Origin of the sequence: Priestia aryabhattai, from assembly GCF_023715685.1 — a bacterium.
Classification (GTDB): domain Bacteria; phylum Bacillota; class Bacilli; order Bacillales; family Bacillaceae_H; genus Priestia; species Priestia aryabhattai_B.
On sequence record NZ_JAMBOQ010000002.1, the window covers coordinates 527,730 to 553,210 of the forward strand.

Sequence of the window (25,481 nt, forward strand, 5' to 3'; positions counted from 1 at the left end):
AACGATTACTACATGCTAAGTAAAAAAATGTTATCTATTTTAACAACAACAGTCTTATCGGTAGGGTTTGTAGCTGGCTGTGGGAGCAACAGTACATCAGGAGAAGACAAAGGTAGCAATGTCATTAAAATTGCTACGCAAAGCCCTTTGTCAGGAGGTAGTGCAACGTTAGGTGAAGCAATCAAACTGGGGGCTCAACTAGCTCTTGATGAAGAAAAAGACACGTTTAAAAAATTAGGATATAAACTTCAGCTTGTGCCGTATGACGACCAAGGCGATCCTAAAAAAGGTGTAGCAAACGCTCAGTTAATCGGATCCGATAAAGCCGTCTATGGAGTGATAGGACATTTAAATTCAGGAGTTACCATTCCTTCATCTGAAACGTATGAGAAATATTCAATTCCAATGATTTCTCCTGCAAGTACAGCAACGGACGTAACAGACCGAAAGTTAAAAACGGTTAACCGCATTGTAGCGCGTGATGACTTCCAAGGGCCTGCAGGAGCTGAATATGCTGTTAAAGAGTTGAAAGCAAAAAATATTTTTGTCATTCAAGATAAAACAGCTTACGGACAAGGGCTTGCAGACGCTTTTAAAAACGCAGCTGAAAAAGAAGGAGCAAAAATTGTTGGATTTGAAGGAATAACAGTTGGAGAAAAAGATTTTAACGGTGTGTTAAATCAAGTCTCTAAAGAAAAGCCTGATCTCGTTTATTTTGGAGGTCTTTATGCAGAAGGCGGACTCTTAATTAAGCAAGCTCGTGACAAAGGAATTACCGCTAAGTTTATGGGAGGAGATGGCTTAGACTCCTCAACTTTAGTTGATATTGCTGGAGATGCTGTAAAAGATACGTATCTTACGTCAGTAGCAGGCGATGCTTCCAAGACACAATTCGCTAAAGATTATGAGAAGAAATTCAATAAAAAAGTAGAGTCATATTCTGTATACGGGTATGATTCCATGAAAGTCATGCTTCAAGGTATTCAAAAAGCAATTGAAGACAATGATAAAAAGCTTCCTTCCCATGAAGCTGTACGTGACGCTGTACGCGGTATTAAAGAATACAAAGGAGAACTTACGCAGGTAGGGTTTGACGAGAAAGGAGACAATAAATACGCTAAAATCTTTATTTATAAGTTTGACGCTCCTTCATACCCAGCTAAATTAGAAGGGGAAATCTCACAATAAAGTTTAGAAAAGAAAGGTATGGATGTTTCGTACCTTTCTTTTCTTAAAATTGATTTTATAAAACGAAAGGGACGAGGTTATATGTTTGCTCATATTATACAAACGCTGCCACAAGTTTTAATTGACGGACTAACATTAGGAGCTGTATATGCCATTATTGCCCTAGGTTATACGATGGTATATGGCATTTTAGAACTCATTAATTTTGCACACGGTGAAATTTTTATGTCAGGAGCTTTTATCGGAACCGCTATTTTAATAGGGTTAACAGGCGTAGGTTGGATTGCAGCTTTTCCAGCTGTTGTGACGTTAATTTTAGTTCTTCTTATTACAAGTGTTGCGACTGGGTTTCTTGGTATGGGAATTGAAAGAGTGGCTTACCGCCCCCTGCGCAAGTCTTCTAAACTGATTACACTTATTACAGCTATCGGAATGTCGTTTCTATTACAGGATTTTGTCCGCTTCATTACGGAACTTAAGAATGGTAACTATATTGTTAATACACCTTCTTTATTTTCAGGAAAAGTATCGGTTAGTGCTTCTTCTCTTTCATCATCATTTGATGATGCTACATTTAAAGTAACGTTTATCGTTGTGTTAATTGTTGCTCTTTGCTTAATGATAGGACTTGAAATTTTCGTCAATCGGACCAAATGGGGAATGGCGATGAGAGCTGTAGCTCAGGATCCCGATACGGCTTCACTGATGTCCATCAATGTAAACAAAGTCATTTCTCTTACTTTCTTTATTGGTTCGGCGTTAGGAGGCGCTACTGGTGTGTTATTTGCGCTTCATTACGGAACAATTGATCCTTACATTGGTTTCATATTAGGATTAAAGGCTTTTACGGCAGCTGTTTTAGGAGGAATAGGCAATATACGAGGCGCAATGTTTGGAGGGCTAATGCTTGGCATTCTTGAAATGTTTGCAGCAGCGAATTTATCAACAATCACCGGCAATGTTTTAGGAGCGGAATATAAAGATGTATTTGCATTTGCCATTTTGATTTTGGTGTTAATTTTTAAACCAGAAGGCTTATTTGGAAAAGCCGTTACAGAAAAAGTGTAGGTGATGAAGATGAAAAAATTAATAAGTAGGCTTGAAGAAAACAAAAAGGCGCAAATCATTCTATTTTTTATATATGTAATTTCAACAAGCGGTAGTTTAATGCTTGCCCAAAAGTCCGTTGTCGCATTTTTACTTCTTTTATTTTCATTACTGCTTTTGTACTTTATGTCTCTTTCTATTAAATTAAAATGGCTAATAGCAGGTGTCATTTTAATTGTGCTACTTCCTTTTTCAGCTAGCCAAGGGCCTGCTTATGAATCATATATGGAAGTATCTACACTAGTAGGCATCTACATTGCTATGGCCCTTGGGTTGAACATCGTAGTGGGATTAGCCGGATTATTGGATTTGGGATTTGTTGCTTTCTTTGCAGTTGGGGCTTACACGTATGGGATTTTTGCGACGAAACAAGCTGCTAATTTTATGCCCTTTGGCACGTACCCACTATCAGGAGAAAGCTTTTGGTTTTTTATTATTGCGGGCTGCCTAATAGCCGCTTTATTTGGAGTTCTGCTTGGTATACCTGTGCTGCGCGTAAAGGGAGACTATTTAGCTATTGTTACGCTTGGATTCGGAGAAATTATCCGAATTGTATTTAACAACTTGGATAAACCAATCAATATTACAAACGGAGCAATGGGGCTGTCCTCTGTGACGCCGCCTTCTATTTTTGGGATTAACTTAGTATATCCAAGTCAGTTTTATTATGTAGTATTAGTCATCTTAGCAGCGGTGATTTTTATTGTACGGCGATTTGAATATTCTAAAGTAGGACGATCGTGGAAAGCGGTTCGTGAAAATGAAATTGCAGCTCAAGCGATGGGAATTCACCTTGTCAGGACGAAGCTGCTGGCGTTTGCTATTGGTGCATCTTTTTCAGGTATGATGGGAGTTGTTTTTGCCGCTAAGCAAACCTTTGTTGATCCAACCAGCTTTACGCTGTTAGAATCTATCACGATTTTAGTAATGGTTATTTTAGGAGGAATGGGGAGCGTTCCGGGCGTTATACTTGGAGCAGCGGTTGTGACCATTCTTAATCTTCAAGTATTAACGGAGCTCACCGATTGGTTTAATCAACTGAGTTTAAACGGGGTTATCTCTATACCAGATGCACTTTCGCCAGCTAAAATGCAGCGATTTATTTTTGGCGGACTTCTTATTCTATTTGCTCTATACAGGCCTCAGGGATTGCTTCCTGCTAAACAGTCTACTTTCGATTTGAAAGAGTTGAAAGAAGAAGCTGATGAAGAAATACAGCCTGTGATTCCAACGGCTGAGAAAAACGTCAATCTATAGAGGTGAAAAAATTGTCTATTTTAGAAGTGAAAAATGTAACCAAGACCTTTGGCGGTTTAATCGCTAATCAAGATGTAACAATGGATATTCAAAAAAGTTCAATAACAGCTGTAATAGGACCAAACGGAGCTGGAAAGACCACATTTTTTAATATGGTGACAGGCGTTTACCAGCCAACCTCAGGTGATATTATGTTAAATGGTCAATCCATAACAGGACTAAAACCGCACAGCGTATCAAAACAAGGGATTTCTCGGACATTTCAAAACATCAGGTTATTTAGTAATATAACGGTTTTAGAAAATGTGTTAGTTGGGATGCACAATCACTTGAAAGCAACGACTTTTGAGACGCTGTTGAATTTACCTCGAGCAAGAAGAGCGGAAAAAGTAGCCAAAAAAGAAGCGTATAAGCTTTTAGAATACGTTGGGCTAGAAGCCTTATATAACGAAGTAGCGAATAACTTATCATATGGAGCACAGCGACGACTCGAAATTGCCAGAGCCTTAGCTACTAGACCCTCACTGTTATTACTAGACGAACCGGCTGCTGGTATGAATCCGCGTGAAACAAAAGAGCTGACGGACCTTATTCATACGATACGAAAAGACCGGGAAATAACCATTTTATTAATTGAGCATGACATGAAGCTCGTCATGGAGATTTCCGATCATATCATTGTATTGGATCATGGAATAAAAATTGCAGAAGGAAACGCTGAACATATCCGTACACACCCGAAAGTGATCGAAGCCTATTTAGGAAAAAGAGTGGCAGAGGAAATAGACAGAAAGGAGAAAAGTACATGACTCTATTAAAGTTAAATGAAATTGACACCTTTTACGGAGGAATTCAAGCACTTAAAGGAATAACGATTGATGTAGAAGAAGGAGAAATTGTGACTCTTATCGGAAGCAATGGAGCCGGGAAATCTACCACATTAAAGTCCATTAGCGGTCAAGCTCCTGTCAAAGCAGGTAGTATCATATATAAAGGCACCCACATCACGAAATTCTCTCCTCACCAAACGGCTCGGTTAGGAATAGCTCATGTACCAGAAGGAAGAAAGATCTTTCCTAAGATGACGGTAAAAGAAAATTTAACCATCGGAGCATTCTCACTTTCTAATAAAAAAGTAATAGAAGAAAATATGGCTAAAGTACTGACGTATTTTCCAAGGTTAAAAGAAAGATTGACTCAAAAAGGAGGCACGATGAGTGGAGGAGAGCAGCAAATGCTAGCCATCGGGCGAGCGCTTATGATGAACCCTTCTATGCTTATGCTAGATGAACCTTCTATGGGGCTTGCTCCTATCATTGTAGAACAAATATTTGAAATCATTATGGAATTAAATAAAAGTGGGATGACCATTTTACTCGTTGAACAAAACGCTTATCAAGCACTGCAAATCGCGCACCGAGGCTATGTGTTTCAAACGGGAGAAATTATTCTGCAAGGGAAAGGACCGGAATTAATTCATAATGAAAAAATAAAAGAAGCTTATTTAGCTTAAAAAAACAAACCGCATCGCGATTTAACGCTGCGGTTTATTTGCGTTCACAATGGATGATTTGGATAAAGTAGGTAAGCATTGCTATTGTTTGGTTTAGTTTCTTGATTAAGTAGGGAACGTTTAAAATAAGATTATTGAATAAATGAATAATTAGATGACCTAATAAATGAAAAAAATGCTTCAATTTCGAGCTTTTTCATAAAAAATAAAAAAAGTTGAAACTTTTTTCACTAAAAAACGTTTATAAAGTAATAGAAAAAAATGGGTACGGTTATTTACACTCAAAAAGGAAGTGAGAGCGTGGCGACGCTGAAAACTAATTATTTGACTGACTTATGCTTAATCTATAGAGAAAGTCAATTTTATGTAATGCAAATACCTAATTCCTACGAAAGAATAGCTAGCAAATACTTTCAGTTTCAGCCCCAAGAAAAAATAATTGCGTATTTACACAGTTCTTTTATAGCGGGTTTAGATAAAAGGGGAATTTGCTTTACAAATAAGGGGCTTTACTGGAAAAGCAGAGGGATGAAAAAAGGAAAAATGTTATGGGAAGAGTTCGCTAACATTCAATCCATTACCATTCAAAAAGAAGAAGTGATTTGTTTTAATGACGTGGAGAAATTTCAAGTCAATCAAAACGATTACTCAGCTAGAAAGCTAGTATCTCTATTAAAAAAAATCAAGAAATTTATTCGCACTCATTCCTATGAATATATGTGTCAAGATTATATATATCCGTGTGTATCCTCAAAAGAATTAACTTCTATTTGTTCATCTTTTCAAATTCATCAAACACCTGATCCAAAAGATGTGTTGTCAGTGGAAGGGCAACTATGTGAAGAAGTTGAAAAAGAGATGCGAAACAGACTCTATTTACCTGCTAAAGAAAAAATTGTAGCTCATTTAAATACATATCCTCTTCAAAAAACCGAGGGGATTACCGTTTGTTCCAAAGGAATTTATTTCTCAAAATCTTTTAAAACAGTTTATTATCCTTGGCACTTATTTCGCCACGTTAGTATTTCGGTGGAAACAGAGGAATTAAAAATTGCTAAAAAACATTCGTTATCCCTCAACTCAGCTGCAGTATCAAGCGGAGAAGTAATGCTGTTTCTCAAACAAATTAAACAGCATGTGCAGGCCTTGCATGAAAAAGAAGTCGATATCAAACAAGATAATAAGTTCGCATGGAAAATGTTAATTTAAAAAACAGATTACCGGTAATCTGTTTTTTATTTTGCAGTTCTTTAGAACTATTTATTCGGAATACCGAAAGATGTCATACAAGTAAACAAGACTAGGATATTGGAAGTCAAGAAAAAATCCCCATGACTATAAGGTTAATTTTCCCAAAAACTCTTTCCTAATTGGATAATTATGCTAAAATAAAACCCGAGTTTATTTTAAGGAGCTGACAACAAGATGGAACGTAATTATTCAATTGATTTTATTAAATTTTTTGCTACAGTGTTTGTTGTTTGTATTCATGTTAATCCATCACATGACGATTTCTTTTTAGGGAACCAGGAAAATGTGCTAGATGTCATTGTTGACACATTTGCACGATTCGCGGTTCCTTTTTTCTTTATTGTATCAGGGTATTTGTTTATGAATAAAATTCAAAAACATCCGCAGCCTTCTGCATACTTAAAAAAATACACGTGGAATATTTCAAAGCTTTATGCATGTTGGTTCATCTTTTATTTATTGTTTGGTGTAGTTCTGCGCTTATTTCAGAACTATGGAACGTTAGCAGAACGAAAAGGTGCAGTAGCTGATTATTTAACATCATCCATCACATTCAAAGATATCTTTTATTATGGAAGTGACACAAGCGGATTTCAGCTTTGGTACTTGATTGCGTTAATTTGGGCTGTCGCCATCGTTTTCTTATTTCAAAGATGGAAAAAGATTGGCTTATTAATGCTTATCAGCACCGTATTATACGTAACGGGGTTGTTTGGGCAATCTTATTCTTTATTTTTTCCACTTTCCTTTCAAACGAGAGATGCCCTATTCTTTGGTTTGTTCTATACCGTATTAGGAGCTATGTTTGCCCTTTATGGTCAGCGAATTCTGTCAGTATTAAATGTAAGGCCAATGATTTATTTAGCCAGCTTTTTTGTATTTTCAGCGTTAGAGATCGTCGAGCGTTACTGGTTGGTCAATATCCAGCACAGCAAGCCCGGAGACTATTTTATTTCTACGATTTTTTTATCAGCATCATTGTTTTTATTCGTATTGAGCAGTCCAGGTCTTGGCAAAAACTCGTTTTTCTCAAAGGTTGGGAAAAATTCAGTTGGCATTTATGTAGTGCATATATGTATATTAAATGAGACCTATCGATTGCTTCGTTCCATAGATTCTTCTTTCTTTACAAATAGTGTCGTTGCATACATATTCATTGTACCGGCGGTATTTTGGTGCTCATACTATTTATATAGAGGGATTCAATGGGCAAAGGAAAAAATACATGTGAAGCCACACAAACATCCGATTACAAAGCTACAGCATAAATAAAAAATGAGTAATCTAAAACCTAATTGGCTTGAGGTTCGTCTAATGTGTTGAATAAGAGCTGGCTAACTAAGCCAGCTCTTTTTATGATGCAATAGCGTACAAAAGCTGCTTTTGCAGTTTAGGAGATAAAGGAATATTTTGATACAATTCGTAAATATGATGTTCGTTCCGGTGGTAACAAATCCAATCCTTGTATGTTCCTTTTAAGAAGATGCGAAAAAACACGATTCGCTTATTCGTGCCGCCTGTTTTTAATTCAATTTTCAAATCATCTGTTTCTAATGTATACTGTACTGTAGAAGAAGAGAGAGCAAGTTTAGTTGTTTTTTTACTTGTTTTAATGAATTCGGCAAGTTCAATGATCTTCATTTTTTTACCTCACTCTATTGTAAATTAGGGGTATCTTATACGTATGATGTGTACAAAGAAAATAGAATCGTTTTTTTCAGTTTAGAAGAATGATCTTCAGCCCCTTCGTTAAGGGATTTGCATAAAAGGTTGACGTTTTCTTTGAATACAAATAAAATGCATATTAAGAAGTATTTCCCTCATTGTAACTACAGAAAAAGAAGAATTAAGGGGGCTCAATATGTTGACTGACTTAGTCGTAAGTCAAAAAGTGGTCAAAGTAAATGAATTTACTGTAGTAGGAGTGCCTATTCGAACAGATGAACCTGTGGAAGAAACGGGCACAGGTCTTATTCCTGAGCACTGGCAGACTTTTTATAAACAACAGTTAGCTAATAAAATCGCCAATAAAGTAAATGGTAATACATTTGCTCTTTATACAGAATTTGAATACAATCAGAAAATGAATTTTACATTTGCTCTCGGATATGAAGTTTTACCCGGCGGAGAACTGAAAGATGATATGAGAGAGTTCATCATTCCAGAAGGTGAATACATGGTGTTTACAACGGCTGTTGGCCCAGCTAGACAGGTAGTCGTAGAGGCTTGGGCTTATATTCGCGAGTGGGCTAAAAAAAATCATCGTGCCTATAAAATAGATTTTGAATTATATGATGAACGCTGTATTGATCCTGAGTACAGTCAAGTCGATATTTATGTTTCGATTTAACAACTAGTTTTGCTAAGTAGTTAAGATGCAGATAAGCGTTTTTTGCTGCGTTCTTACTTTGACGATAGGAATACAAAAGGGGTTTAGCGAGAGTGATCAGCAACGATTTATTACAAGCTTTAAAAGACGGATATAAACAGAGAATTAAATGGGTACTTATAAGTCAAATGGCACTGTTCATCGCCGTAGCAGTCATACTTGTATCAAATTTTGTCACTGAATTTTCGTTTAACCAATTAAGCTTTATTTTTGTTTTAGTTAGTATAAGTTCGCTGTTATCAGGGGTAGAGCACGTATTGTTAAAACGTGAGAAGTGGCAATGGATTTTTGATTTTATTTTAGCTGTTTTTTTTATTGGTTTGTCTATTTTTTTACACCGTTAAAGCGCCTGGTTCAGCGCTTTTTTATTTTGACTTTTAGCAGCTCAGCACAAAAGTTTCGGGTTCGTCTAGTATAAACAAAAAAATAGGTATTTGTGAAAAAATAGTCAGAAAATTTAGTAAAAAAGTCTTGTATCTTGTCTTTATTTCGATTATGATAAGTTTACACCCTCCGTATTCACTTCTTTTGATGTCCGTACCTCTATTTTTACACTATAGAAAAGAGGTGAAGCCATTTCTTCAGTTTTCCTGCTAGCCTGCATATTAACCCTTTTAGCTATCTTATTTAGTAGCAACTACCCTCAAAATTAAAGGAGAGATCCGCGCTTATGTCAAAAGCTCCTGTAAAAAACGATATTGAACTTCAACTATCTGAAACGCACTTTTTTCAACTACTTGATTTAATTTATTTAGGTAACTGGATGGTTACAGCATGTTCTGGAGTGGAAGATGAGCATGCACAAGAATATACGGATGTAGAAAAACAAATGTTTTCTCACGCAGAGCCTTTTGTTGAAAAAGGACCTTTTCACACGCTAAACAGTGAGGTTATGTTTACAGAAGAACATGAAGATTCTCTTCAAGATATTATTGGGGAATACGATAACGAAGTGTTTTGGGAAGCGCTAGCCTATCGCATGGCTAAACGAGATGTGATAGAGCAAATAGGACCCCTTAAAGAAATAAAAAATGAAGTTTTTATGCAAATTTTCCATCGAGAAATGGATTATATACGAGAGTTTGAGAAAAATGGGATTAAACGAATAACCATACCGCCTTTGCAGTAAAGGAGACAAATCGGCTTTCAAACTTGAAGGCCGATTTGCTGTTAAGCTGAAGCTTTCCTGTTCCGTCTGAGCGGCGGGAAAGATCGGTACGTAAAGCTTCGCCATAACCATTCACACGGACCATAATAGAAATAAAAAAGCCACCACTTATTAAGAAAAAGCTGGAGTGTATATATAATGAGACAAATAATCGTGCTTTCCGTTAAGGTAAGAGTTCCGTATAAACCAAAGGCTCGAACTATCCCCAGGCAGATCAAAGTTTGGCTAAGGTAAGTTGTTAATGCCATTGTTCCACTATACTTAAAAAGAACCAGCATCGAAGCGTAAGGAGAAAATTGCAGGAATAACAGTAAGGTGGTAAGATAAAAAAAACATAGAAAAATGCCGCTCAAACTTGTAAAAAGGTGAATGGCCGCCTGCTGATAGAGTCCATATTTTAAAATTTCTAGTTTTAAGATAGCGAGAATGATAGTTAAAGTAAAACCTGCTGCGCCTGTTATTAACTGAATTTTCTTAAAAAAAGAACGATTTTGTTCGATCTTATTTACTAATTTTTTTTTAGCAGTATATAAGCCAAATAAAAACATAGAAAATACGGGCAAGATAGAAAATGGTAGATTTAATAGCATAGGCACCACTTCAACATTCAAACGATAAAACAGCCAAGATAAATAGTCTGCCTGTCGGTAGGTGGATAAATACTGTGTTAATAAATGTTCATGTAAAACTTTATACTCCGACTGAGCATCCTGCAAGACGTGTGCTGGCATAAAAAACTGCATGCAAGCCAAAAGGTAAAAAAAGCATAGTAAGCCCATTGCCCACAGCAAAATTGTCTTGGTTTTTCGATTATAAAAAAAGAACAATAAAAAACCGCCAATGGCATACACATGCAAAATGTCTCCATACCAGAAAAAGATAAGATGAAAAAGCCCGATTAATAGCAAAGCAGCCATTCTTCTTGACCACAAAGCAGCGGCAAAGTAATGCCTTTCTTCAGCTCTATGCAAAAAGATTCCACATCCAAGTCCAAATAAAAAAGAAAAAATGGTAAAAAACTTTCCTTGAACAAACAGCAGCAGGAATAAATCAATATAAGCATCCATTCCTTCATACTCATAAGGAACATCGTACAGCTGAAAAATAAATATCGGAGAAGTAAAAGCCGGTATATTTACTAAAAAAATGCCTAGCAAAGCAATGCCCCGAATAATATCAAGAACAACAAGACGTTCGTTAAGGGGAAGTGGAGAGGGGTTCATCACTGTCGCTCCTTTTTGTTAGATATGTACATCTTAACACGACAGTGGCGAAAAAATAGGTGGGAATACAAAAAAATAAGCGGAAAGATTCATAGCTTTATAAACAAAAAAGTTGGATAATAATGGTATGGTTATCCATATCAAATACGAAAGGTGGAGAAAAGGATGAAAACAGCACTTGTGTTAGGTGGAACTCGTTTTTTTGGAAAAAATTTAGTTCAGACATTGCTCTCTAAAGGAGTAAAGGTTACATTAGCAACGCGAGGTAAGACACCGGATGATTTCGGCGACCGAGTTGAGCGAATTTTTCTTGATCGTGTAGAAAAAGATTCTGTAATCGAAACAACACGAGGAAGAAAATGGGATGTTATCTTCGATCAAATATGTTATTCTTCACACGGCGCAGCTGTTGCTGTTGAAGCTTTTCGTCATAGTACCAGTCACTATGTACTCACCTCGACTCTTTCAGTATACGGTTCTTTAGAAAAAACGTGTTATGAAGAAGATTTTGATCCATATAAGTATCCTATTTCATATACACGCCGTGAAAATATTTCCTACCAAGAAGGAAAACGTCAAGCCGAGGCGGTATTCTTTCAAAAAGCACCGTTTTCAGTGACGGCTGTCCGTTTTCCAATTGTAATGGGAAAAGATGATTATACGGACCGCTTACGTTTTCATGTAGAAAAGATTATGCATGAAGAAGAAATTGGTGTACCAGCTATTGAAGCAGAAATGAACTTCATTTCACAGGAAGAAGCAGGTGAATTTTTAGTCTGGTGTGCAGAACAGAAGCTAAAAGGGCCGATTAACGCTTGTTCAAATGGTACCATTTCACTCAAAAATTTATTTTTATATATTGAACAAGCAGCGGGTAAAAAAGCAAAAACAACCTCTCGTTTAACAGACGAAAATAGTTCTCCGTATGGAGTGGATCATTCTTGGACGATGAACAATGAAAAAGCTAGCTTTTGGGGATATTCATTTACAAACCTGCAGGACTGGCTGCCATCATTAATCAAAGCTTTCGTTGAGAATGAAAAGAAAGTACCTTTAAGTTAGGAAACAACAAAGACTGCACCGTTTAGCAGTCTTTTTGCTGTTACAAGCAGAACATTTTTATTTTATGCATAAAAAAGGTACGCTAGGTACACATCATTATATAGAAGAAAGAAGGATAAACTATGGCAAAACATCACTTTCATTTGCAAGCAAATTGGCCAGGAGGCCGAAATGAAGTGGGTACAATTGAATCAGGACAATTAAAAACAAAAATTTCTATTCCACCAGAAATGGACGGGCCAGGAGCGGGAACAAATCCAGATGAAATGCTGCTAGGAGCAGCAGCCACTTGCTACATTATCACGCTTGCGGCGATGCTCGAAAGAAGCGGAATCCATCAGGAGGCTTTAACGATGGAATCAGAAGCTATTGTGGACGTAACGAATGGTGTATTCACGTACGAAAAAATCATTCATAAACCTCACGTTATCGTCACATCTGACCTTGCAGCTCAAGAAGAAAAAATCAATCGACTTATAAAAAAAGCAGAAACATCCTGTATGATTTCAAGAGCAATTCAAGGAAATGTAGAGATTGAATTAGAGCCTCAGCTCACAGTAAAAGCGTAATGGATCCATTACGCTTTTGTTATGTTTATTTCTAAAAAATAGCACATTTAAGATTGTAAAATACTCAAATTTGAATATAATAATTTAAGTAGTTATCATTTCTGTTCATCAAAAAAGATGACGCGAAAGGAGGAACTGAAATGGTTTCATCAGAAAAACATATTCGTTTTATCGTAGCAGGATTGCTGCTCGGTATTTTTATGTCAGCCATGGATAATACCATCGTAGCGACAGCTATGGGAAAAATCATTTCTGATTTAGGCGGGTTAGATAAGTTTGTTTGGGTTACGTCCGCCTATATGGTTGCCGTAATGGCAGGTATGCCGATATTTGGTAAACTATCTGATATGTATGGGCGCAAACGGTTTTTTATTTTTGGATTAACCGTATTCTTACTTGGCTCTGCGTTGTGTGGTCTAGCACAAAGCATTGTGCAGCTAAGTATTTACCGGGCGATTCAAGGAATTGGAGGGGGAGCACTTCTGCCGATTGCTTTTACCATTGTATTTGATATTTTCCCTCCCGAAAAGCGCGGGAAAATGACGGGGTTGTTAGGTGCTGTTTTTGGCTCAGCAAGCGTATTTGGTCCGCTTCTAGGTGCCTATATTACGGAATACATTAGCTGGCACTGGGTATTTTATGTGAACGTGCCGATTGGACTTTTATCGTTATTTTTTATTGTGCGCTTTTATAAAGAGTCAACAAGTCATAAAAAACAAAAAATTGACTGGATAGGTGCAACCACTCTTGTTATTTCAGTAGTCAGTTTAATGTTTGCTCTTGAACTTGGAGGAAAAGAGTACGAGTGGTCTTCTCCACAAATTTTATCTCTTTTTGCTATCTTTGCTGTAGCACTATCACTTTTCTTTTTTGTGGAAAAACGAGCGGAAGAGCCGATTATTTCATTTTGGATGTTCAAACGCCGTTTATTTGCAACATCACAGATTCTCGCTTTCTTATACGGAGCAACATTTATTATTTTGACCGTATTTATTCCTATTTTCGTTCAAGCTGTCTACGGAGGTTCTGCTACAAATGCAGGTTTAATTTTAACTCCGATGATGTTAGGATCGGTAGCAGGAAGTGCTATTGGAGGGATTCTTCTCACAAAAACAAGCTTCCGAAACTTAATGATTATGTCCGTTTTTTCATTTGCAGCGGGAATGTTTTTGTTAGGAACAATGGAACCCGATACACCTCGTTGGATGCTAACGGTATTTATGATTTTGACTGGATTTGGCGTAGGATTTAGCTTTTCCCTTTTACCAACTTCGTCAACACATAAGCTGGATCCGCAGTTTAGAGGTTCAGCCAACTCAACGAACTCATTTGCACGCTCATTAGGAATGACGCTGGGAGTTACGATTTTTGGAACGATTCAAAGCAATACATTTACACATGAGCTGGAGCGTAATTTTCAAGGTATGGGAAATGCATCACAAGGATCATTTTCTCAAATAGGAGATCCAAGTGCAGTCTTTCAATCAAGTGCCCGAAACAGCATTCCGCCTCAAATATTGGATAAGATTGTTGATGCCATGTCTACATCGATCACGTATGCATTTATGCTGGCTCTTATTCCAATTGCAGTAGCTATCATTACCGTCTTTTTAATGGGAAATGAGCGCGTGGAAGTTCCTGCTAAAAAGCGGGTAGAAGGTAAGGAACCTGCAGCTCAAAAATAGAAAAGGCACGAATTTGTTCGTGCTTTTTTTACTAAATAAGATGCATATCAAGAGGTGAAAGGTGTTATGAGTGTTAAATTAGTCATATTGGGTTTATTGATGGAAGGAAATAAGCACCCTTATGAAATTCAGCAAACCATTAATGAAAGACAAATGAAGCACTATATCAAACTTGCAAGCGGTTCTTTATATTATGCCTTTGATACGCTTGAAAAAGATCAATTGGTGAAAGTAGTAGATGTGATTCGAGAGACGAACAGACCTGAAAAGACCGTTTATTCCATCACGGATGCAGGAAGAGAAGAATTTGAGCGTCTTTATTTTGAACAGCTGTTGAAAAAAGAGCATATGCATAGACCTGTTTATGCTGCTCTTTCATTTACTTCTTACGTGGATCAAGAAAAAGTGGCTTCTGCTTTAGAAAAAAAGATTGAGGAGACGGCTGCTTATTTAGAAAAAATGCAAAATTTATATAAAGTTAAAAAAGCAGATCATTCCATTGCCATTTTGTCCATCATTATGCGCACGATTATGCATTTGAAAGTGGAACTAACTTGGTTCACTCATTTGCGCGAAGCCGCTAAAAGTAACAAACTTACAGAAGTAGATGACGGTTATTTTGAAGACGTTGAAAAAATCGTAAATGAGTTTTAAAAAAGAAGCAAAACGCTGCTTCTTTTTTTAATGGTCATAAAATGTATTTCAAGCAATTTAATTTTGCCAAAAGCTAGGTCAATAACAATTAATTAACACCTGATTCTATCTTCAATCAGCTTTACTTATAAAACGCTTTCAAAAAGTAGTAAGACTATTAAAAAAGTAAAAAAAATTAAAGAAATATAGCGATTTCATTTTGATTGACGAGTAAAAGAGTGGTAAAATATAAGCAGATATCAGATACACATGCAGTGAGATTTATCACTCGTTGTAAAGATGTCAGACGATAAGGTAATCGACATTCAAAATTGAAAGATTGTTGAGTACGACAATTATTATAACTCGTTGGGGGTTTTATCATGGGTAACGAAACGTCGAATAGAGGGGAGCCTTGGCAAGGATTTTTAGGTCCGAACTATGGCTATGTATTAGAACAGTATGAGTTATATGAAGAGCAGTCAGATCTAGTTGATCCAGAGCTAAAAGAATTATTTGATTATTGGGGTGCTCCTCCATTAAATGAAAGTGAGCAGGTTCAACAAGCTGAATACGCACAGGCTGCACCTTCAGCTAACACATCTAAAATCGCATCGGCTATTAAGCTAGCGGAAAACATCCGTGCTTATGGTCATCTATACGCATCAATTAAGCCTCTTGAAAGCGAGAAAAAAGATCCTGTCTTGCTTCACTTGGAAGATTACAATTTAAAGCAAGAAGATTTGAAATCAATTCCGGTTGATATTTTATGTACAAATGCGCCATCACACGTTAAAAATGGTTTAGACGCAATTAACTATTTAACAGATGTCTACACAAAAACCATTGCGTTTGAATTCCATCACGTACATAACATGGAAGAGAATAAGTGGCTGACTGATATGGTCGAGTCAGGTGCTATTTTCCAACCTCTTTCAAATGAGAAACGAACTTCTGTATTAAAGCGTTTGACAGAAGTAGAAGGCTTTGAACAATTTTTACACCGTACATTTGTCGGACAAAAACGCTTTTCTATCGAAGGTGTAGATATGTTAATTCCACTTGTAGATGAACTGATTGCACGCTCAGTGGAAACAAGCCCGAAAACGGTCAATATCGGTATGGCTCATCGTGGACGCTTAAATGTATTGGCACACGTATTAGGCAAGCCGTATGAAATGATTTTTGCAGAATTCCAGCATGCACCTAACAAAGAATTGGTTCCTTCAGAAGGTTCAATCGGTATTAACTACGGCTGGACGGGAGACGTAAAATATCACCTGGGTGCCGACAAACAAATTAAAGCAGAGAACACAGTTCGAGCTCGTTTGACATTGGCTAGCAATCCTAGTCACTTGGAGTTTGTTAATCCGGTTGTGGAAGGGTTTACAAGAGCGGCTCAAGATGAGCGTGATGTGAATGGATACCCAAAACAAGATGTGAAAAAATCGTTCGCGATTTTAATTCACGGAGATGCTGCGTTCCCTGGTGAAGGTATTGTACAAGAAACGCTGAACTTAAATCAATTGACTGGTTATCAAACAGGTGGAACAATCCATATTATTGCTAACAACATGATTGGATTTACGACAGAAAGCGTCGATTCTCGTTCAACAAAATATGCAAGTGACTTAGCAAAAGGGTTTGAAATTCCAATTGTTCACGTAAACGCGGATGATCCGGAAGCCTGTTTAGCAGCTGCTTATTTTGCTTATGAGTATCGCAGACGTTTTAACAAAGATTTCTTGATTGATTTAATTGGATACCGTCGATTTGGTCACAATGAAATGGATGAACCGTCTGTAACACAGCCGAAGATGTATGAAATTGTGACAAAACGTCCAACCGTTCGCGCTATGTATGCAAAGCAGCTTGAAGAACAAAACGTAATTCAAAGCGGCCAAGCAGATCAAATTAATGAAGAGTTACAAGCGAAGTTAAAAGCAGCTTATGAGAAAGTACCGCCAAAAGCTGAAAAGCAACATAGAATTATGGAAATGCCACAAGCAGTCTTCAAAGGAATTTCAGATATTGATACATCTGTTACAAAAGAAGAGCTGTTTGAAGTGAATCAAGAGCTAGTGAAGTACCCTGAAGGATTTAACGTATTTCCAAAACTTGATCGCATCTTATCTAAACGTGCCAAAGCGTTTGAAGAAAATGAAAGCGTAGATTGGTCATTGGGTGAGGCATTTGCGTTTGCTACGATTTTAAGAGACGGCACGCCAATTCGTATTACGGGCCAAGATTCTGAACGTGGTACGTTTGCACATAGACATCTTGTTCTTCATGATCATAAGACAGGGGATGTTTACTCACCACTACACGCAATGAAGAACGTAAGCGCTTCCTTTGATATTCGTAACAGTCCATTATCCGAAGGATCGGTTCTTGGATTTGAATACGGTTATAATGTATTTGCTCCTGAAACGCTTGTTCTTTGGGAAGCACAGTTCGGTGATTTTGCCAATGCAGGTCAAGTTATTATTGATCAGTTTATTGCAGCAGGTCGCGCTAAGTGGGGACAAAAATCTGGAATGGTCTTATTGCTGCCACACGGTCACGAAGGTCAAGGGCCAGAACACTCAAGCGCTCGTCTAGAACGTTATTTACAGCTAGCTGGAGAAAACAACTGGACAATTGCCAACGTAACAAGCGCTGCACAATATTTCCACTTACTTCGACGACAAGCAGCTATTTTACAGCGTGAAGAAGTAAGACCGCTAGTAGTTATGACACCAAAAAGTTTGCTTCGTAATGCTTTTAGTGTGTCAAACCTTGAAGAGTTTACAAAAGGCTCTTTCCGCTTAGTAGTAGAACAGCCTGGATTAGGCAAAAAAGAAGATACAGTTGAACGAATCGTTCTGTGCAGCGGAAAAATCAGCAGTGAATTAACGGAACGCTTAAACAAAGCAGAAGATGATAAAGATTGGCTTCACGTCCTTCGTCTAGAACAAATTTATCCGTTCCCAAGACGCGTAATTGCCGAAATCTTTGCTCGCTATAAAAATTTAAAAGAGATTGTCTGGTTACAAGAAGAGCCAGAAAACATGGGCGCATGGAACTATGTAGAAGATCGACTACGTGAAGTAGCACCAGAAGGAGCTACTGTTGAATACATCGGCCGCACAAGACGCTCAAGTCCAGCTGAAGGAGATCCAACAGTTCACAGACAAGAACAAGAACGTATTTTACAAGATGCATTAACTAAAAATGAAATTGCTAACGACGTTGTTACACGATAAGGAAGGGGAATGAACCATGGGAGAGATTAAAGTACCGGAATTAGCAGAATCAATTTCTGAAGGAACAGTTGCACAGTGGTTAAAACAAGTAGGAGATTTCGTTGAAAAAGGTGATTATATCGTTGAACTTGAAACAGATAAAGTTAACGTTGAAATTACAGCTGAAGACTCTGGTGTTCTAACCGAACTTCTTGCTGGCGAAGGCGACACAGTTCAAGTTGGTGAAACAATTGCACGTCTTGAAGCGAAAGAAGGAGCTTCAGCGCCAGCAGCACCAAAAGCTGAAGAAAAGCCAGCACAGGAAGCACCAAAACAAGAAGCGGCTCCAGCTCAACAAAAAACAGTTGAAGAAGTAGCACCAGCAGCTGAAGCGCCTCAGCAAGGAAATCAAAAACAATGGTTGATTGCTTCTCCTGCAGCTCGCAAAGCAGCAAGAGAACGCGGTATTAAGCTAGATCAAGTGCCAACTACTGATCCTCTTGGCCGTGTGCGTAAACATGATATTGATTCATATGCAGATCAAAAATCAAATGAGCAAAAGCAGCAGGCACAAGCAAGTAAGCCAGCTAAACCGGTATCTCCGTCTCCAGCGGCAAGTGAAAATAGCGACAAACCTGTTGAACGCGAACGTATGTCACGTCGTCGTCAAACAATTGCCAAACGTCTTGTTGAAGTTCAGCAAACAGCGGCTATGTTAACAACGTTTAACGAAGTAGACATGACGGCTGTTATGGCTCTTCGCAAACGACGCAAAGAAAAATTCTTTGAACAGCACGATGTAAGACTTGGCTTTATGTCATTCTTCACAAAAGCAGTAGTAGCAGCACTTAAAAAATACCCATTATTAAATGCTGAAATTCAAGGTAACGAGTTATTAATTAAAAAATTCTATGATATTGGTATTGCTGTGTCAGCTCCAGACGGTCTTGTTGTTCCAGTTGTACGTGATGCTGACCGCAAAACATTTGCTGGTATCGAAGGATCTATCGTTGATTTAGCGAAAAAAGCGCGCGATAACAAATTATCATTAAAAGATTTACAAGGTGGAACGTTCACGATTACAAACGGAGGCGTATTCGGTTCATTAATGTCTACACCAATCCTAAACGGACCTCAAGTTGGTATTTTAGGAATGCACAAAGTCCAGCTTCGTCCGGTAGCAATTGACGAAGAGCGTATCGAAAATCGTCCGATGATGTACATTGCACTTTCTTACGATCACCGTATCGTTGACGGCAAAGAAGCTGTAAGCTTCCTAGCTACTGTTAAAGAACTATTAGAAGATCCAGAATCTTTATTACTAGAAGGTTAATAAAAAGAACCTGCTATTTTCTTAGAGAATAGCAGGTTCTTTTATGTTCGCTTAATGCCTGCAACATAAACAGGACCAAAAAAAGTCATGCTAGCGAGTGTCAAGGCCATTTCTCGCGGTGATTGCTTCATATCTTGTTCTAGCCAGTACTGAATGACTCCAAGGTGCGCCGACGTTACGTAAGACATTAAATGTTCAAGTGGAACAAGCGGAGGCGTTTGACTATTAACGAGCTCTAATTTTTCCAGCATATTGGTTTTCATGACTTCTTTAATTTTAAGATGAAATCCAGGGTTCCCTTTTGGACCAAGCATAACCTGCATAAAACGCGCATTTTCTTGAATATACTCAAAAAGTGCGACGATAAACGGTAACGGTTGTTCTTTTAAATTAGTAGATACAATCTCATTTGGATTTGCTTTTTTGATAAATTCTTTTATCTCTTGAATGACTTCATTTTCGCTTTTTTCAAGCAAATCGTATTTGTCTTGGTAATGTAAATAAAAAGTTCCGCGATTAATATCCGCTTTTTTTGTTAGATCTCTTACCGTTACTCCTTCAAACCCTTTCTCTTCCATCAATTCTGTCAAAGCATCTCGAATGAATCTTTTCGTTCGAATAATTCTGCGATCTGTTTTTGAATTAGCCACAGCTTTTAAACACCTACTTTTTTCTGTGATAATGAACAGTTATATGCTTTGTGTTAAGTAAGCAACATTCTCATGATTATTGCATATTGAGAATGCAGGTGAATTTATTATAATGTACATAGTGATCACTAATCAACAGCATGTACATTATTTTTCGGCAACGTCCATATGTTTAAAATAAAAAGGGGTTATCTATATGAAATTAGCTAATCAAAAGCTTATATATTTTTCACCAATTATAGTAGTAGCGGTTATTTTTATCCTAACGTTAATTCCCTCGGTAAGTCCAGCACCTAAGGATTTGCCAATCGCATTCGTAAATGGCGACGAAGGAGTGACAGTTCCAACAAAGGGTAATGTAAATATAGGAGATCAAATAGAACAAAATATAAAAAGCTCAAGTACTAAACAGTCTTCGGTTAAATGGATTTTTGTATCTAATACTAAGGAAGTTGAAAAAGGGTTAAATAATCTAAAATACTACGGAGCGCTTATTATCCCAAAAGATTTCAGCAAAAAACAGGCAACTCTTCAGACGACTCAGCCGGATGCGCCTGCTATTAGATTATTAGTGAATCAAGGAATGAATACAGCTGCTTCAACACTAGCAAGCCAGGTGCTAAACGGAGCAGTCGATAAGGTGAACGAAAATATGCGCTTGCAGCTAGTGAAAAGGTTTGAACAAAGTGGAACGCAACTAAGTACAAAACAAGCATTAGCACTAGTTGCACCGGTTCAAAAGACAGTTATAAACGTAAACGAAACAGGGACTCATAGTGTCAATGGAAACGCCCCAGTTTCATTATTTCAGCCGCTGTGGATGGCAAGTATAGCAGGGGCAGCAGTTATATTTCTCACCATCCAAAAAATCACGTTTTCTTCTCGTAAAGAGAAAATCGATAACCAAGTAGGATTAGTAATCATCGGGGCTATACTTGCTTTAGCTGCAGGTTTTGGGCTAGCGTGGATGGCTGAAGTAGTTGGAATTACTGTCCCTTCATTTTTGGATACAGCACTATTTTTAGCTATTGCTTACTTCAGTTTTTTTACTTTGATATTAGCCGTACTTTCATGGGTTGGACTAAAGGGACTTCCGATTTTCGTTATTATTTTATTTTTTGGAGCACCGCTGCTTTCCATGGCCCCAGAAATCATGCCTGATTTTTATCGAGAGTGGATTTATTCATGGCTGCCTATGAGATTTATGGTAGATGGCGTAAGAGAACTGTTTTTCTTTAGAGGACATCTAACATGGAATCATTCTGTATCTGCTCTGACCTTTATCGCTTTAATAAGCTTGTGTGCTCTATTTGCTTCTGCTTTACCTGTATCTTCTGTAAAAAGAGAGAAGTCTCGCTCAATATAAAAGATACTGTAACTGAATGAGAAGGAGAGATGATGATGAATCCACAAATCCTAATTGTTGGCGCCGGACCTACTGGCCTCGTTATGGCATACAATTTAGCCAGACATAACATTCCTTTTCGAATTATTGATAGAAACGAAGGGCCTGGGCAAGCCTCCCGGGCAATGGCTATTTTACCACGAACGCTTGAATTTTATCAGCAGTTCGGTTTTGCAGATGAAGTCATAGGCCGCGGGATTAAGATGGAAGATGTATACGTTCGAGTAAAGAATAAAATAAAAGCAAAGGTTCATCTAGGATCTTTAGGAGAAGGATTAAGTCCTTTTCCTTTTGTTCTTACATTTCCACAAGACGACCACGAGCGGTTTCTACTTAAAAAATTAAAAAATCTTGGGATTGAAGTAGAATGGAAGACGGAGTTACTATCCCTATCTGAACACGGAGAAGAGGTAAAAACTGTATTAAAAGCCCAGCAAGAGGAAACCGCTTATTTTAAGTATATTTGTGGATGTGACGGAGCACACAGTACAGTTCGTAAACAAATGAATATAGAGTTTAAAGGAGAAAAATATAAACAGCATTTTTATGTGATGGATGTTCACGAATCTGGTGAAATGATGAAGGATCAAAAAATCAGTATTTCATTTAGCAATGAAGAATTTTTGATTTGTATGCCCGTTAGAAGTAAAGGAACGTATCGAATGATCGGCATTATTCCTTCAGCTCTTGAGGATCAAAACGATGTAAAAGCTGAAAACATTCACGCTTTTCTTCAACGAACATTTGGTGCTCAGATTGAAGATATAAATTGGTTCTCGACATATCATATCCATCACAGAGTAGCAAGTCGTTTCCGACAAGGGCGTATTTTTCTAAGTGGAGATGCAGCCCATATTCATAGTCCTGCGGGCGGACAAGGAATGAACACAGGAATTGGAGATGCAATCAACCTTTCATGGAAATTAGCAGCTGTCCTTCAACACAAAGCAGCACCTTCTATATTAGATACGTACGAAGAAGAAAGGTTGCCTTTTGCAGAGCTGCTTGTAGATACAACTGATCGCGCTTTTAAGCGAATGGTGGCACGAGATAAAACGAGTCAATTTTTTAGAAAGCATATCTTTCCGCCTGTACTATCCTTTTTATTTCGTTTCCCTTATCCCCGTCACAAAGCATTTACAATTTTATCTCAAATCCGCATTACCTATCGAAATAGTGACCTAAGCAGCGGACAAGGGAAGAATGTGCAAAGTGGTGATCGGTTACCTTTTGTGGAAGGGAATTTTGAATCTTTACAGTCCTTAAACTGGCAAATACACGTCTATGGAAAAGCAGCAGAGAAGCTAAAAAAGAGCATGCAAGAAAAAGACTTCTCTATGCACGAGTTTTCTTGGAAGCCTTACATGAAGAAAGTAGGGCTTCAAGAAGGTGCTCTGTACGTTATTAGACCGGACGGGTACATCGGTTTTATTAGCAGCGAACAGCGTATAGACCTGCTTCATCAATATTTGCATACACATAACATTCTTCCTTTTACAAATGAATAATAAATCTAAAAAAAACGCCATTTTATATGGTGTTTTGATTTTTGTTTACAATTTCGAAACAACTTGGAGATGTTTTTGGGAAAGCTGTTTGATAAGATAGACGAATAGAAATATCAAATGAAAGTACGTGGTAGATTGAATAAAAGAATTTTGGTAGTTGATGATGAAAAAAGTATTGCTACAGCGGTATCTTATGCTTTCAAGCGCGAAGGATACATTGTAGACACAGCATCTGACGGTGAAGAAGCGCTTGAAAAAGTAAAGATCTTTCGCCCTGACGTGATGATATTAGATGTGATGATGCCGAAATTAACGGGGTATGAAGTATGCCGAAAACTTGAGAATCGAAGAGGAATGGGGATTATCTTGTTAACGGTTAAAAATGATATCGTCGATAAAGTTCTAGGCTTAGAGTTAGGCGCAGATGATTATATGACCAAGCCGTTTGATGTAAGAGAACTTGTAGCTAGAGCTAAAGCGCTTGTTCGGCGAATGGAAAAAAACGAAGATCCTGAGGCTGTGGGAGCAATCACTGTGGGAAAAGTGAAGGTGAACTTAATTCAGCGCACATTACATGTTGCCAATGATTTAGTCAAGCTTACACCAAAGGAATTTGATCTTATTGCTTTATTACTTGCCAACTTGGAGAGAGTGTACACAAGAGAAGATTTACTAGATCTTGTCTGGGGAATGGATTATGCAGGCGGTACACGTACGGTAGACATTCACATGCAGCGCCTTCGAAAAAAAGTAGGAGAAGCAGAACCTTATCTGCTTCAAACGGTATATGGCGTTGGATATAAAGCGACAGCAGGGATCAATGAATGAAAATCAGCCTGAAAGCTAAGATGGGACTCGTTCTTGCTTTTTTAATTATTTTAACAGTAACTGTACTGAGCGTACTCGTGTTAAAAGGAATTGAGACAAATCAGCGTGATCAGCTAGAAAGTGAACTTATTCAAAAAAGCGAAGCAGCCGAGCAAACGATTCATCAAAGTTATTTAACCGGTGACCCGTCTCTGAATACAGATTCCTTTCTTCAGCAAAAAGGACAGCGCCTTGCATCTTCTATTGCATCACAAAGCGGAATGCAAACAGTTCTGTATAATCAAAAAGGACAGGAAGCAGGAAGCTCTATTCCCATCGGCCAAAAATCTGTGGATGTTTCTGACACGCTTAGCTATGCTTTGAAAGGAAAAATAGCCTATCAAATCTCGGGTTCTTCCCTTATTTATTTTGCACCTGTGTCAATCGATAATCAATTTATTGGAGCCATTCGTTTTGACCATTCACTAAAAAATAATCAGCAGTTTATAGCTGACATTAGGCACTTATTTCGTATTGGAGGAACGATTGCAGCAGCAGCAGCTTTTTTAATTGGCTATGCTTATTTTTACCGCATTGCTTCGCTTATCGCTACTCTTCAAAAAACTTCACAGCTGATTCGAAAAGGCCATTATTTAACTGACGTTCCGTTCAAACGACGCGATGAACTTGGGGAGCTCAGTCAAGGCTTGTTTTTTATGAGTACATCGATTGAAAAAAATATCGATCAAATGAATGAAGAAAAAAGAAAGCTTGAGCTTGCTATTTCGAAACTGCAGTCTCTTGAACAGCAGCAAAAGCAGTTTATCGGAAACATCAGCCATGAATTTAAGACGCCTTTAACATCTATCAAAGCCTATGTTGACTTACTTGATATGTATCGAGATGATCCTCAGCTTATGGAAGACGGCGTGCAAAACATTCGTAAAGAAACGGATCGCCTTCATGAAATGGTAGATAAAATCTTAAAGCTTTCAGCACTCGAGAAATATGATTTCGAGCAGCACCCAGAGTCAGTTGAATTGAAGCGGCTTCTAGAAGACATATGCGACCGTATGAAAGGAAAAGCAGCTAAGTTTGATTTAACTCTTCATACAAATATAAAAAAATCGGTTGTTTGGGCTGATCGCGAAAGCTTAATACACATTTTTATCAATTTAATTGACAATGCTATTAAATATAACGAACCAGGCGGAAAAGTGGAAGTAACGTCTTACACTTTAAAGAATTCTATCATTGTGGGTGTAGCTAACACCGGAATAGGAATTCCACCCGAAGCGGAAGCGAAATTATTCCAACCATTTTTTACTGTAAATAAAGACCGGTCGCGTTTATCCGGAGGAACAGGCCTTGGCTTAGCATTAGTCAAAGATTTAACTGAAAAACAAAAAGGCGTTATCAAGTTGCATCATTCTGACTCTGCATGGACAATTTTCAAAGTGTCGTTTCCTTTGAAAAACAAAGAAATGAGTTAGCTAAAAGGAGTGAACC

General features: G+C 37.8%; 23 protein-coding genes. 20 read left to right on the forward strand and 3 right to left on the reverse strand.

Going from position 1 to position 25,481, the window contains the following annotated elements:
• The first annotated feature begins 12 nt into the window (after positions 1-12).
• The 7 genes from M3225_RS09580 (at position 13) to M3225_RS09610 (ending at position 7,588) form a co-directional block, all read left to right on the forward strand.
• Positions 13-1,188: a branched-chain amino acid ABC transporter substrate-binding protein gene (locus tag M3225_RS09580; protein ID WP_251392914.1), complete on the forward strand. Its 1,176-nt coding sequence runs from the start codon at positions 13-15 to the stop codon at positions 1,186-1,188.
• Positions 1,189-1,269: 81 nt separating this feature from the next.
• Entirely contained in the window at positions 1,270-2,256 is a 987-nt protein-coding gene (locus M3225_RS09585; protein WP_251392916.1) for a branched-chain amino acid ABC transporter permease, read from the forward strand.
• A 9-nt stretch (positions 2,257-2,265) separates the two neighbouring features.
• Complete coding sequence (locus tag M3225_RS09590) at positions 2,266-3,552, forward strand: branched-chain amino acid ABC transporter permease (RefSeq protein ID WP_251392918.1); 1,287 nt, start codon at positions 2,266-2,268, stop codon at positions 3,550-3,552.
• A gap of 11 nt (positions 3,553-3,563) precedes the next feature.
• Positions 3,564-4,361: an ABC transporter ATP-binding protein gene (locus M3225_RS09595; RefSeq protein ID WP_251392920.1), complete on the forward strand. Its 798-nt coding sequence runs from the start codon at positions 3,564-3,566 to the stop codon at positions 4,359-4,361.
• Positions 4,358-5,065, forward strand: a complete 708-nt coding sequence (locus tag M3225_RS09600) for an ABC transporter ATP-binding protein (RefSeq protein ID WP_251392922.1) — start codon at positions 4,358-4,360, stop codon at positions 5,063-5,065. The genes M3225_RS09595 and M3225_RS09600 overlap by 4 nt, the downstream gene beginning before the upstream one ends.
• A gap of 528 nt (positions 5,066-5,593) precedes the next feature.
• A complete protein-coding gene (locus tag M3225_RS09605) occupies positions 5,594-6,274 on the forward strand; it encodes a hypothetical protein (protein WP_251392925.1) in 681 nt (226 codons plus the stop codon).
• A gap of 216 nt (positions 6,275-6,490) precedes the next feature.
• Entirely contained in the window at positions 6,491-7,588 is a 1,098-nt protein-coding gene (locus tag M3225_RS09610) for an acyltransferase (protein WP_251392927.1), read from the forward strand.
• Between the two features lie 81 nt (positions 7,589-7,669).
• On the opposite strand, the gene M3225_RS09615 is transcribed toward M3225_RS09610, so the two are convergent.
• Positions 7,670-7,957, reverse strand: coding sequence for a hypothetical protein (locus M3225_RS09615; protein ID WP_098524701.1), 288 nt, complete (start codon positions 7,955-7,957; stop codon positions 7,670-7,672).
• 220 nt (positions 7,958-8,177) lie between these two features.
• Between M3225_RS09615 and M3225_RS09620 the strand changes: the two genes are divergently transcribed.
• From M3225_RS09620 to M3225_RS09630, 3 genes are all read left to right on the forward strand, one after another.
• Positions 8,178-8,666 (forward strand): GyrI-like domain-containing protein, encoded by a 489-nt coding sequence (locus tag M3225_RS09620; protein ID WP_116739112.1) that lies wholly within the window; start codon positions 8,178-8,180, stop codon positions 8,664-8,666.
• A 92-nt stretch (positions 8,667-8,758) separates the two neighbouring features.
• Positions 8,759-9,049 (forward strand): hypothetical protein, encoded by a 291-nt coding sequence (locus M3225_RS09625; RefSeq protein ID WP_251392929.1) that lies wholly within the window; start codon positions 8,759-8,761, stop codon positions 9,047-9,049.
• Positions 9,050-9,375: 326 nt separating this feature from the next.
• Entirely contained in the window at positions 9,376-9,834 is a 459-nt protein-coding gene (locus M3225_RS09630) for a hypothetical protein (RefSeq protein WP_251392931.1), read from the forward strand.
• Between the two features lie 41 nt (positions 9,835-9,875).
• Here M3225_RS09630 and M3225_RS09635 read toward each other — a convergent pair whose 3' ends face one another.
• Positions 9,876-11,096: a DUF418 domain-containing protein gene (locus tag M3225_RS09635; RefSeq protein ID WP_251392932.1), complete on the reverse strand. Its 1,221-nt coding sequence runs from the start codon at positions 11,094-11,096 to the stop codon at positions 9,876-9,878.
• A 165-nt stretch (positions 11,097-11,261) separates the two neighbouring features.
• Here M3225_RS09635 and M3225_RS09640 point away from each other — a divergent pair, with 165 nt between their 5' ends.
• The 6 genes from M3225_RS09640 to odhB all read left to right on the forward strand — a co-directional run bounded on the left by M3225_RS09640 (position 11,262) and on the right by odhB (position 19,602).
• A complete protein-coding gene (locus tag M3225_RS09640) occupies positions 11,262-12,158 on the forward strand; it encodes an NAD-dependent epimerase/dehydratase family protein (protein WP_251392934.1) in 897 nt (298 codons plus the stop codon).
• 122 nt (positions 12,159-12,280) lie between these two features.
• Positions 12,281-12,727 (forward strand): OsmC family protein, encoded by a 447-nt coding sequence (locus M3225_RS09645; RefSeq protein WP_251392936.1) that lies wholly within the window; start codon positions 12,281-12,283, stop codon positions 12,725-12,727.
• Between the two features lie 140 nt (positions 12,728-12,867).
• A complete protein-coding gene (locus tag M3225_RS09650) occupies positions 12,868-14,412 on the forward strand; it encodes an MDR family MFS transporter (RefSeq protein ID WP_251392938.1) in 1,545 nt (514 codons plus the stop codon).
• A 66-nt stretch (positions 14,413-14,478) separates the two neighbouring features.
• Entirely contained in the window at positions 14,479-15,066 is a 588-nt protein-coding gene (locus M3225_RS09655) for a PadR family transcriptional regulator (RefSeq protein WP_251392939.1), read from the forward strand.
• A 362-nt stretch (positions 15,067-15,428) separates the two neighbouring features.
• Positions 15,429-18,290 carry a 2-oxoglutarate dehydrogenase E1 component gene (gene sucA, locus M3225_RS09660; protein ID WP_251392942.1) on the forward strand — a complete coding sequence of 954 codons (2,862 nt, stop codon included), beginning with the start codon at positions 15,429-15,431 and terminating at the stop codon, positions 18,288-18,290.
• Between the two features lie 16 nt (positions 18,291-18,306).
• Positions 18,307-19,602, forward strand: a complete 1,296-nt coding sequence (odhB, locus tag M3225_RS09665) for a 2-oxoglutarate dehydrogenase complex dihydrolipoyllysine-residue succinyltransferase (protein ID WP_251392944.1) — start codon at positions 18,307-18,309, stop codon at positions 19,600-19,602.
• Between the two features lie 41 nt (positions 19,603-19,643).
• Here the strand turns inward: odhB and M3225_RS09670 are convergent, their stop codons facing one another.
• Entirely contained in the window at positions 19,644-20,252 is a 609-nt protein-coding gene (locus tag M3225_RS09670) for a TetR/AcrR family transcriptional regulator (RefSeq protein WP_251392946.1), read from the reverse strand.
• A 196-nt stretch (positions 20,253-20,448) separates the two neighbouring features.
• On the opposite strand from M3225_RS09670, the gene M3225_RS09675 reads away from it, so the two are divergent.
• The 4 genes from M3225_RS09675 to M3225_RS09690 all read left to right on the forward strand — a co-directional run bounded on the left by M3225_RS09675 (position 20,449) and on the right by M3225_RS09690 (position 25,465).
• Positions 20,449-21,618 carry a YhgE/Pip domain-containing protein gene (locus M3225_RS09675; protein ID WP_251392947.1) on the forward strand — a complete coding sequence of 390 codons (1,170 nt, stop codon included), beginning with the start codon at positions 20,449-20,451 and terminating at the stop codon, positions 21,616-21,618.
• A gap of 35 nt (positions 21,619-21,653) precedes the next feature.
• On the forward strand, positions 21,654-23,165 hold the full coding sequence (locus tag M3225_RS09680; RefSeq protein ID WP_251392949.1) for an FAD-dependent monooxygenase: 1,512 nt from the start codon (positions 21,654-21,656) through the stop codon (positions 23,163-23,165).
• A 135-nt stretch (positions 23,166-23,300) separates the two neighbouring features.
• On the forward strand, positions 23,301-23,993 hold the full coding sequence (locus tag M3225_RS09685; protein WP_251392950.1) for a response regulator transcription factor: 693 nt from the start codon (positions 23,301-23,303) through the stop codon (positions 23,991-23,993).
• Positions 23,990-25,465, forward strand: a complete 1,476-nt coding sequence (locus tag M3225_RS09690; protein WP_251392951.1) for a sensor histidine kinase — start codon at positions 23,990-23,992, stop codon at positions 25,463-25,465. Before M3225_RS09685 ends, M3225_RS09690 begins: the two co-directional genes overlap by 4 nt.
• Positions 25,466-25,481 lie beyond the last annotated feature (16 nt).

Coding starts and splice junctions, on each gene's coding strand:
- M3225_RS09610 (WP_251392927.1), top strand. CDS start 6,491: ATGGAACGTAATTATTCAATTGATTTTATTAAATTTTTTGCTACAGTG.
- M3225_RS09605 (WP_251392925.1), top strand. CDS start 5,594: ATGAAAAAAGGAAAAATGTTATGGGAAGAGTTCGCTAACATTCAATCC.
- M3225_RS09620 (WP_116739112.1), top strand. CDS start 8,178: ATGTTGACTGACTTAGTCGTAAGTCAAAAAGTGGTCAAAGTAAATGAA.
- M3225_RS09640 (WP_251392934.1), top strand. CDS start 11,262: ATGAAAACAGCACTTGTGTTAGGTGGAACTCGTTTTTTTGGAAAAAAT.
- odhB (WP_251392944.1), top strand. CDS start 18,307: ATGGGAGAGATTAAAGTACCGGAATTAGCAGAATCAATTTCTGAAGGA.
- M3225_RS09655 (WP_251392939.1), top strand. CDS start 14,479: ATGAGTGTTAAATTAGTCATATTGGGTTTATTGATGGAAGGAAATAAG.
- M3225_RS09580 (WP_251392914.1), top strand. CDS start 13: ATGCTAAGTAAAAAAATGTTATCTATTTTAACAACAACAGTCTTATCG.
- M3225_RS09690 (WP_251392951.1), top strand. CDS start 23,990: ATGAAAATCAGCCTGAAAGCTAAGATGGGACTCGTTCTTGCTTTTTTA.
- M3225_RS09645 (WP_251392936.1), top strand. CDS start 12,281: ATGGCAAAACATCACTTTCATTTGCAAGCAAATTGGCCAGGAGGCCGA.
- M3225_RS09600 (WP_251392922.1), top strand. CDS start 4,358: ATGACTCTATTAAAGTTAAATGAAATTGACACCTTTTACGGAGGAATT.
- M3225_RS09635 (WP_251392932.1), bottom strand. CDS start 11,096: ATGAACCCCTCTCCACTTCCCCTTAACGAACGTCTTGTTGTTCTTGAT.
- M3225_RS09590 (WP_251392918.1), top strand. CDS start 2,266: ATGAAAAAATTAATAAGTAGGCTTGAAGAAAACAAAAAGGCGCAAATC.
- M3225_RS09630 (WP_251392931.1), top strand. CDS start 9,376: ATGTCAAAAGCTCCTGTAAAAAACGATATTGAACTTCAACTATCTGAA.
- sucA (WP_251392942.1), top strand. CDS start 15,429: ATGGGTAACGAAACGTCGAATAGAGGGGAGCCTTGGCAAGGATTTTTA.
- M3225_RS09680 (WP_251392949.1), top strand. CDS start 21,654: ATGAATCCACAAATCCTAATTGTTGGCGCCGGACCTACTGGCCTCGTT.
- M3225_RS09585 (WP_251392916.1), top strand. CDS start 1,270: ATGTTTGCTCATATTATACAAACGCTGCCACAAGTTTTAATTGACGGA.
- M3225_RS09650 (WP_251392938.1), top strand. CDS start 12,868: ATGGTTTCATCAGAAAAACATATTCGTTTTATCGTAGCAGGATTGCTG.
- M3225_RS09615 (WP_098524701.1), bottom strand. CDS start 7,957: ATGAAGATCATTGAACTTGCCGAATTCATTAAAACAAGTAAAAAAACA.
- M3225_RS09675 (WP_251392947.1), top strand. CDS start 20,449: ATGAAATTAGCTAATCAAAAGCTTATATATTTTTCACCAATTATAGTA.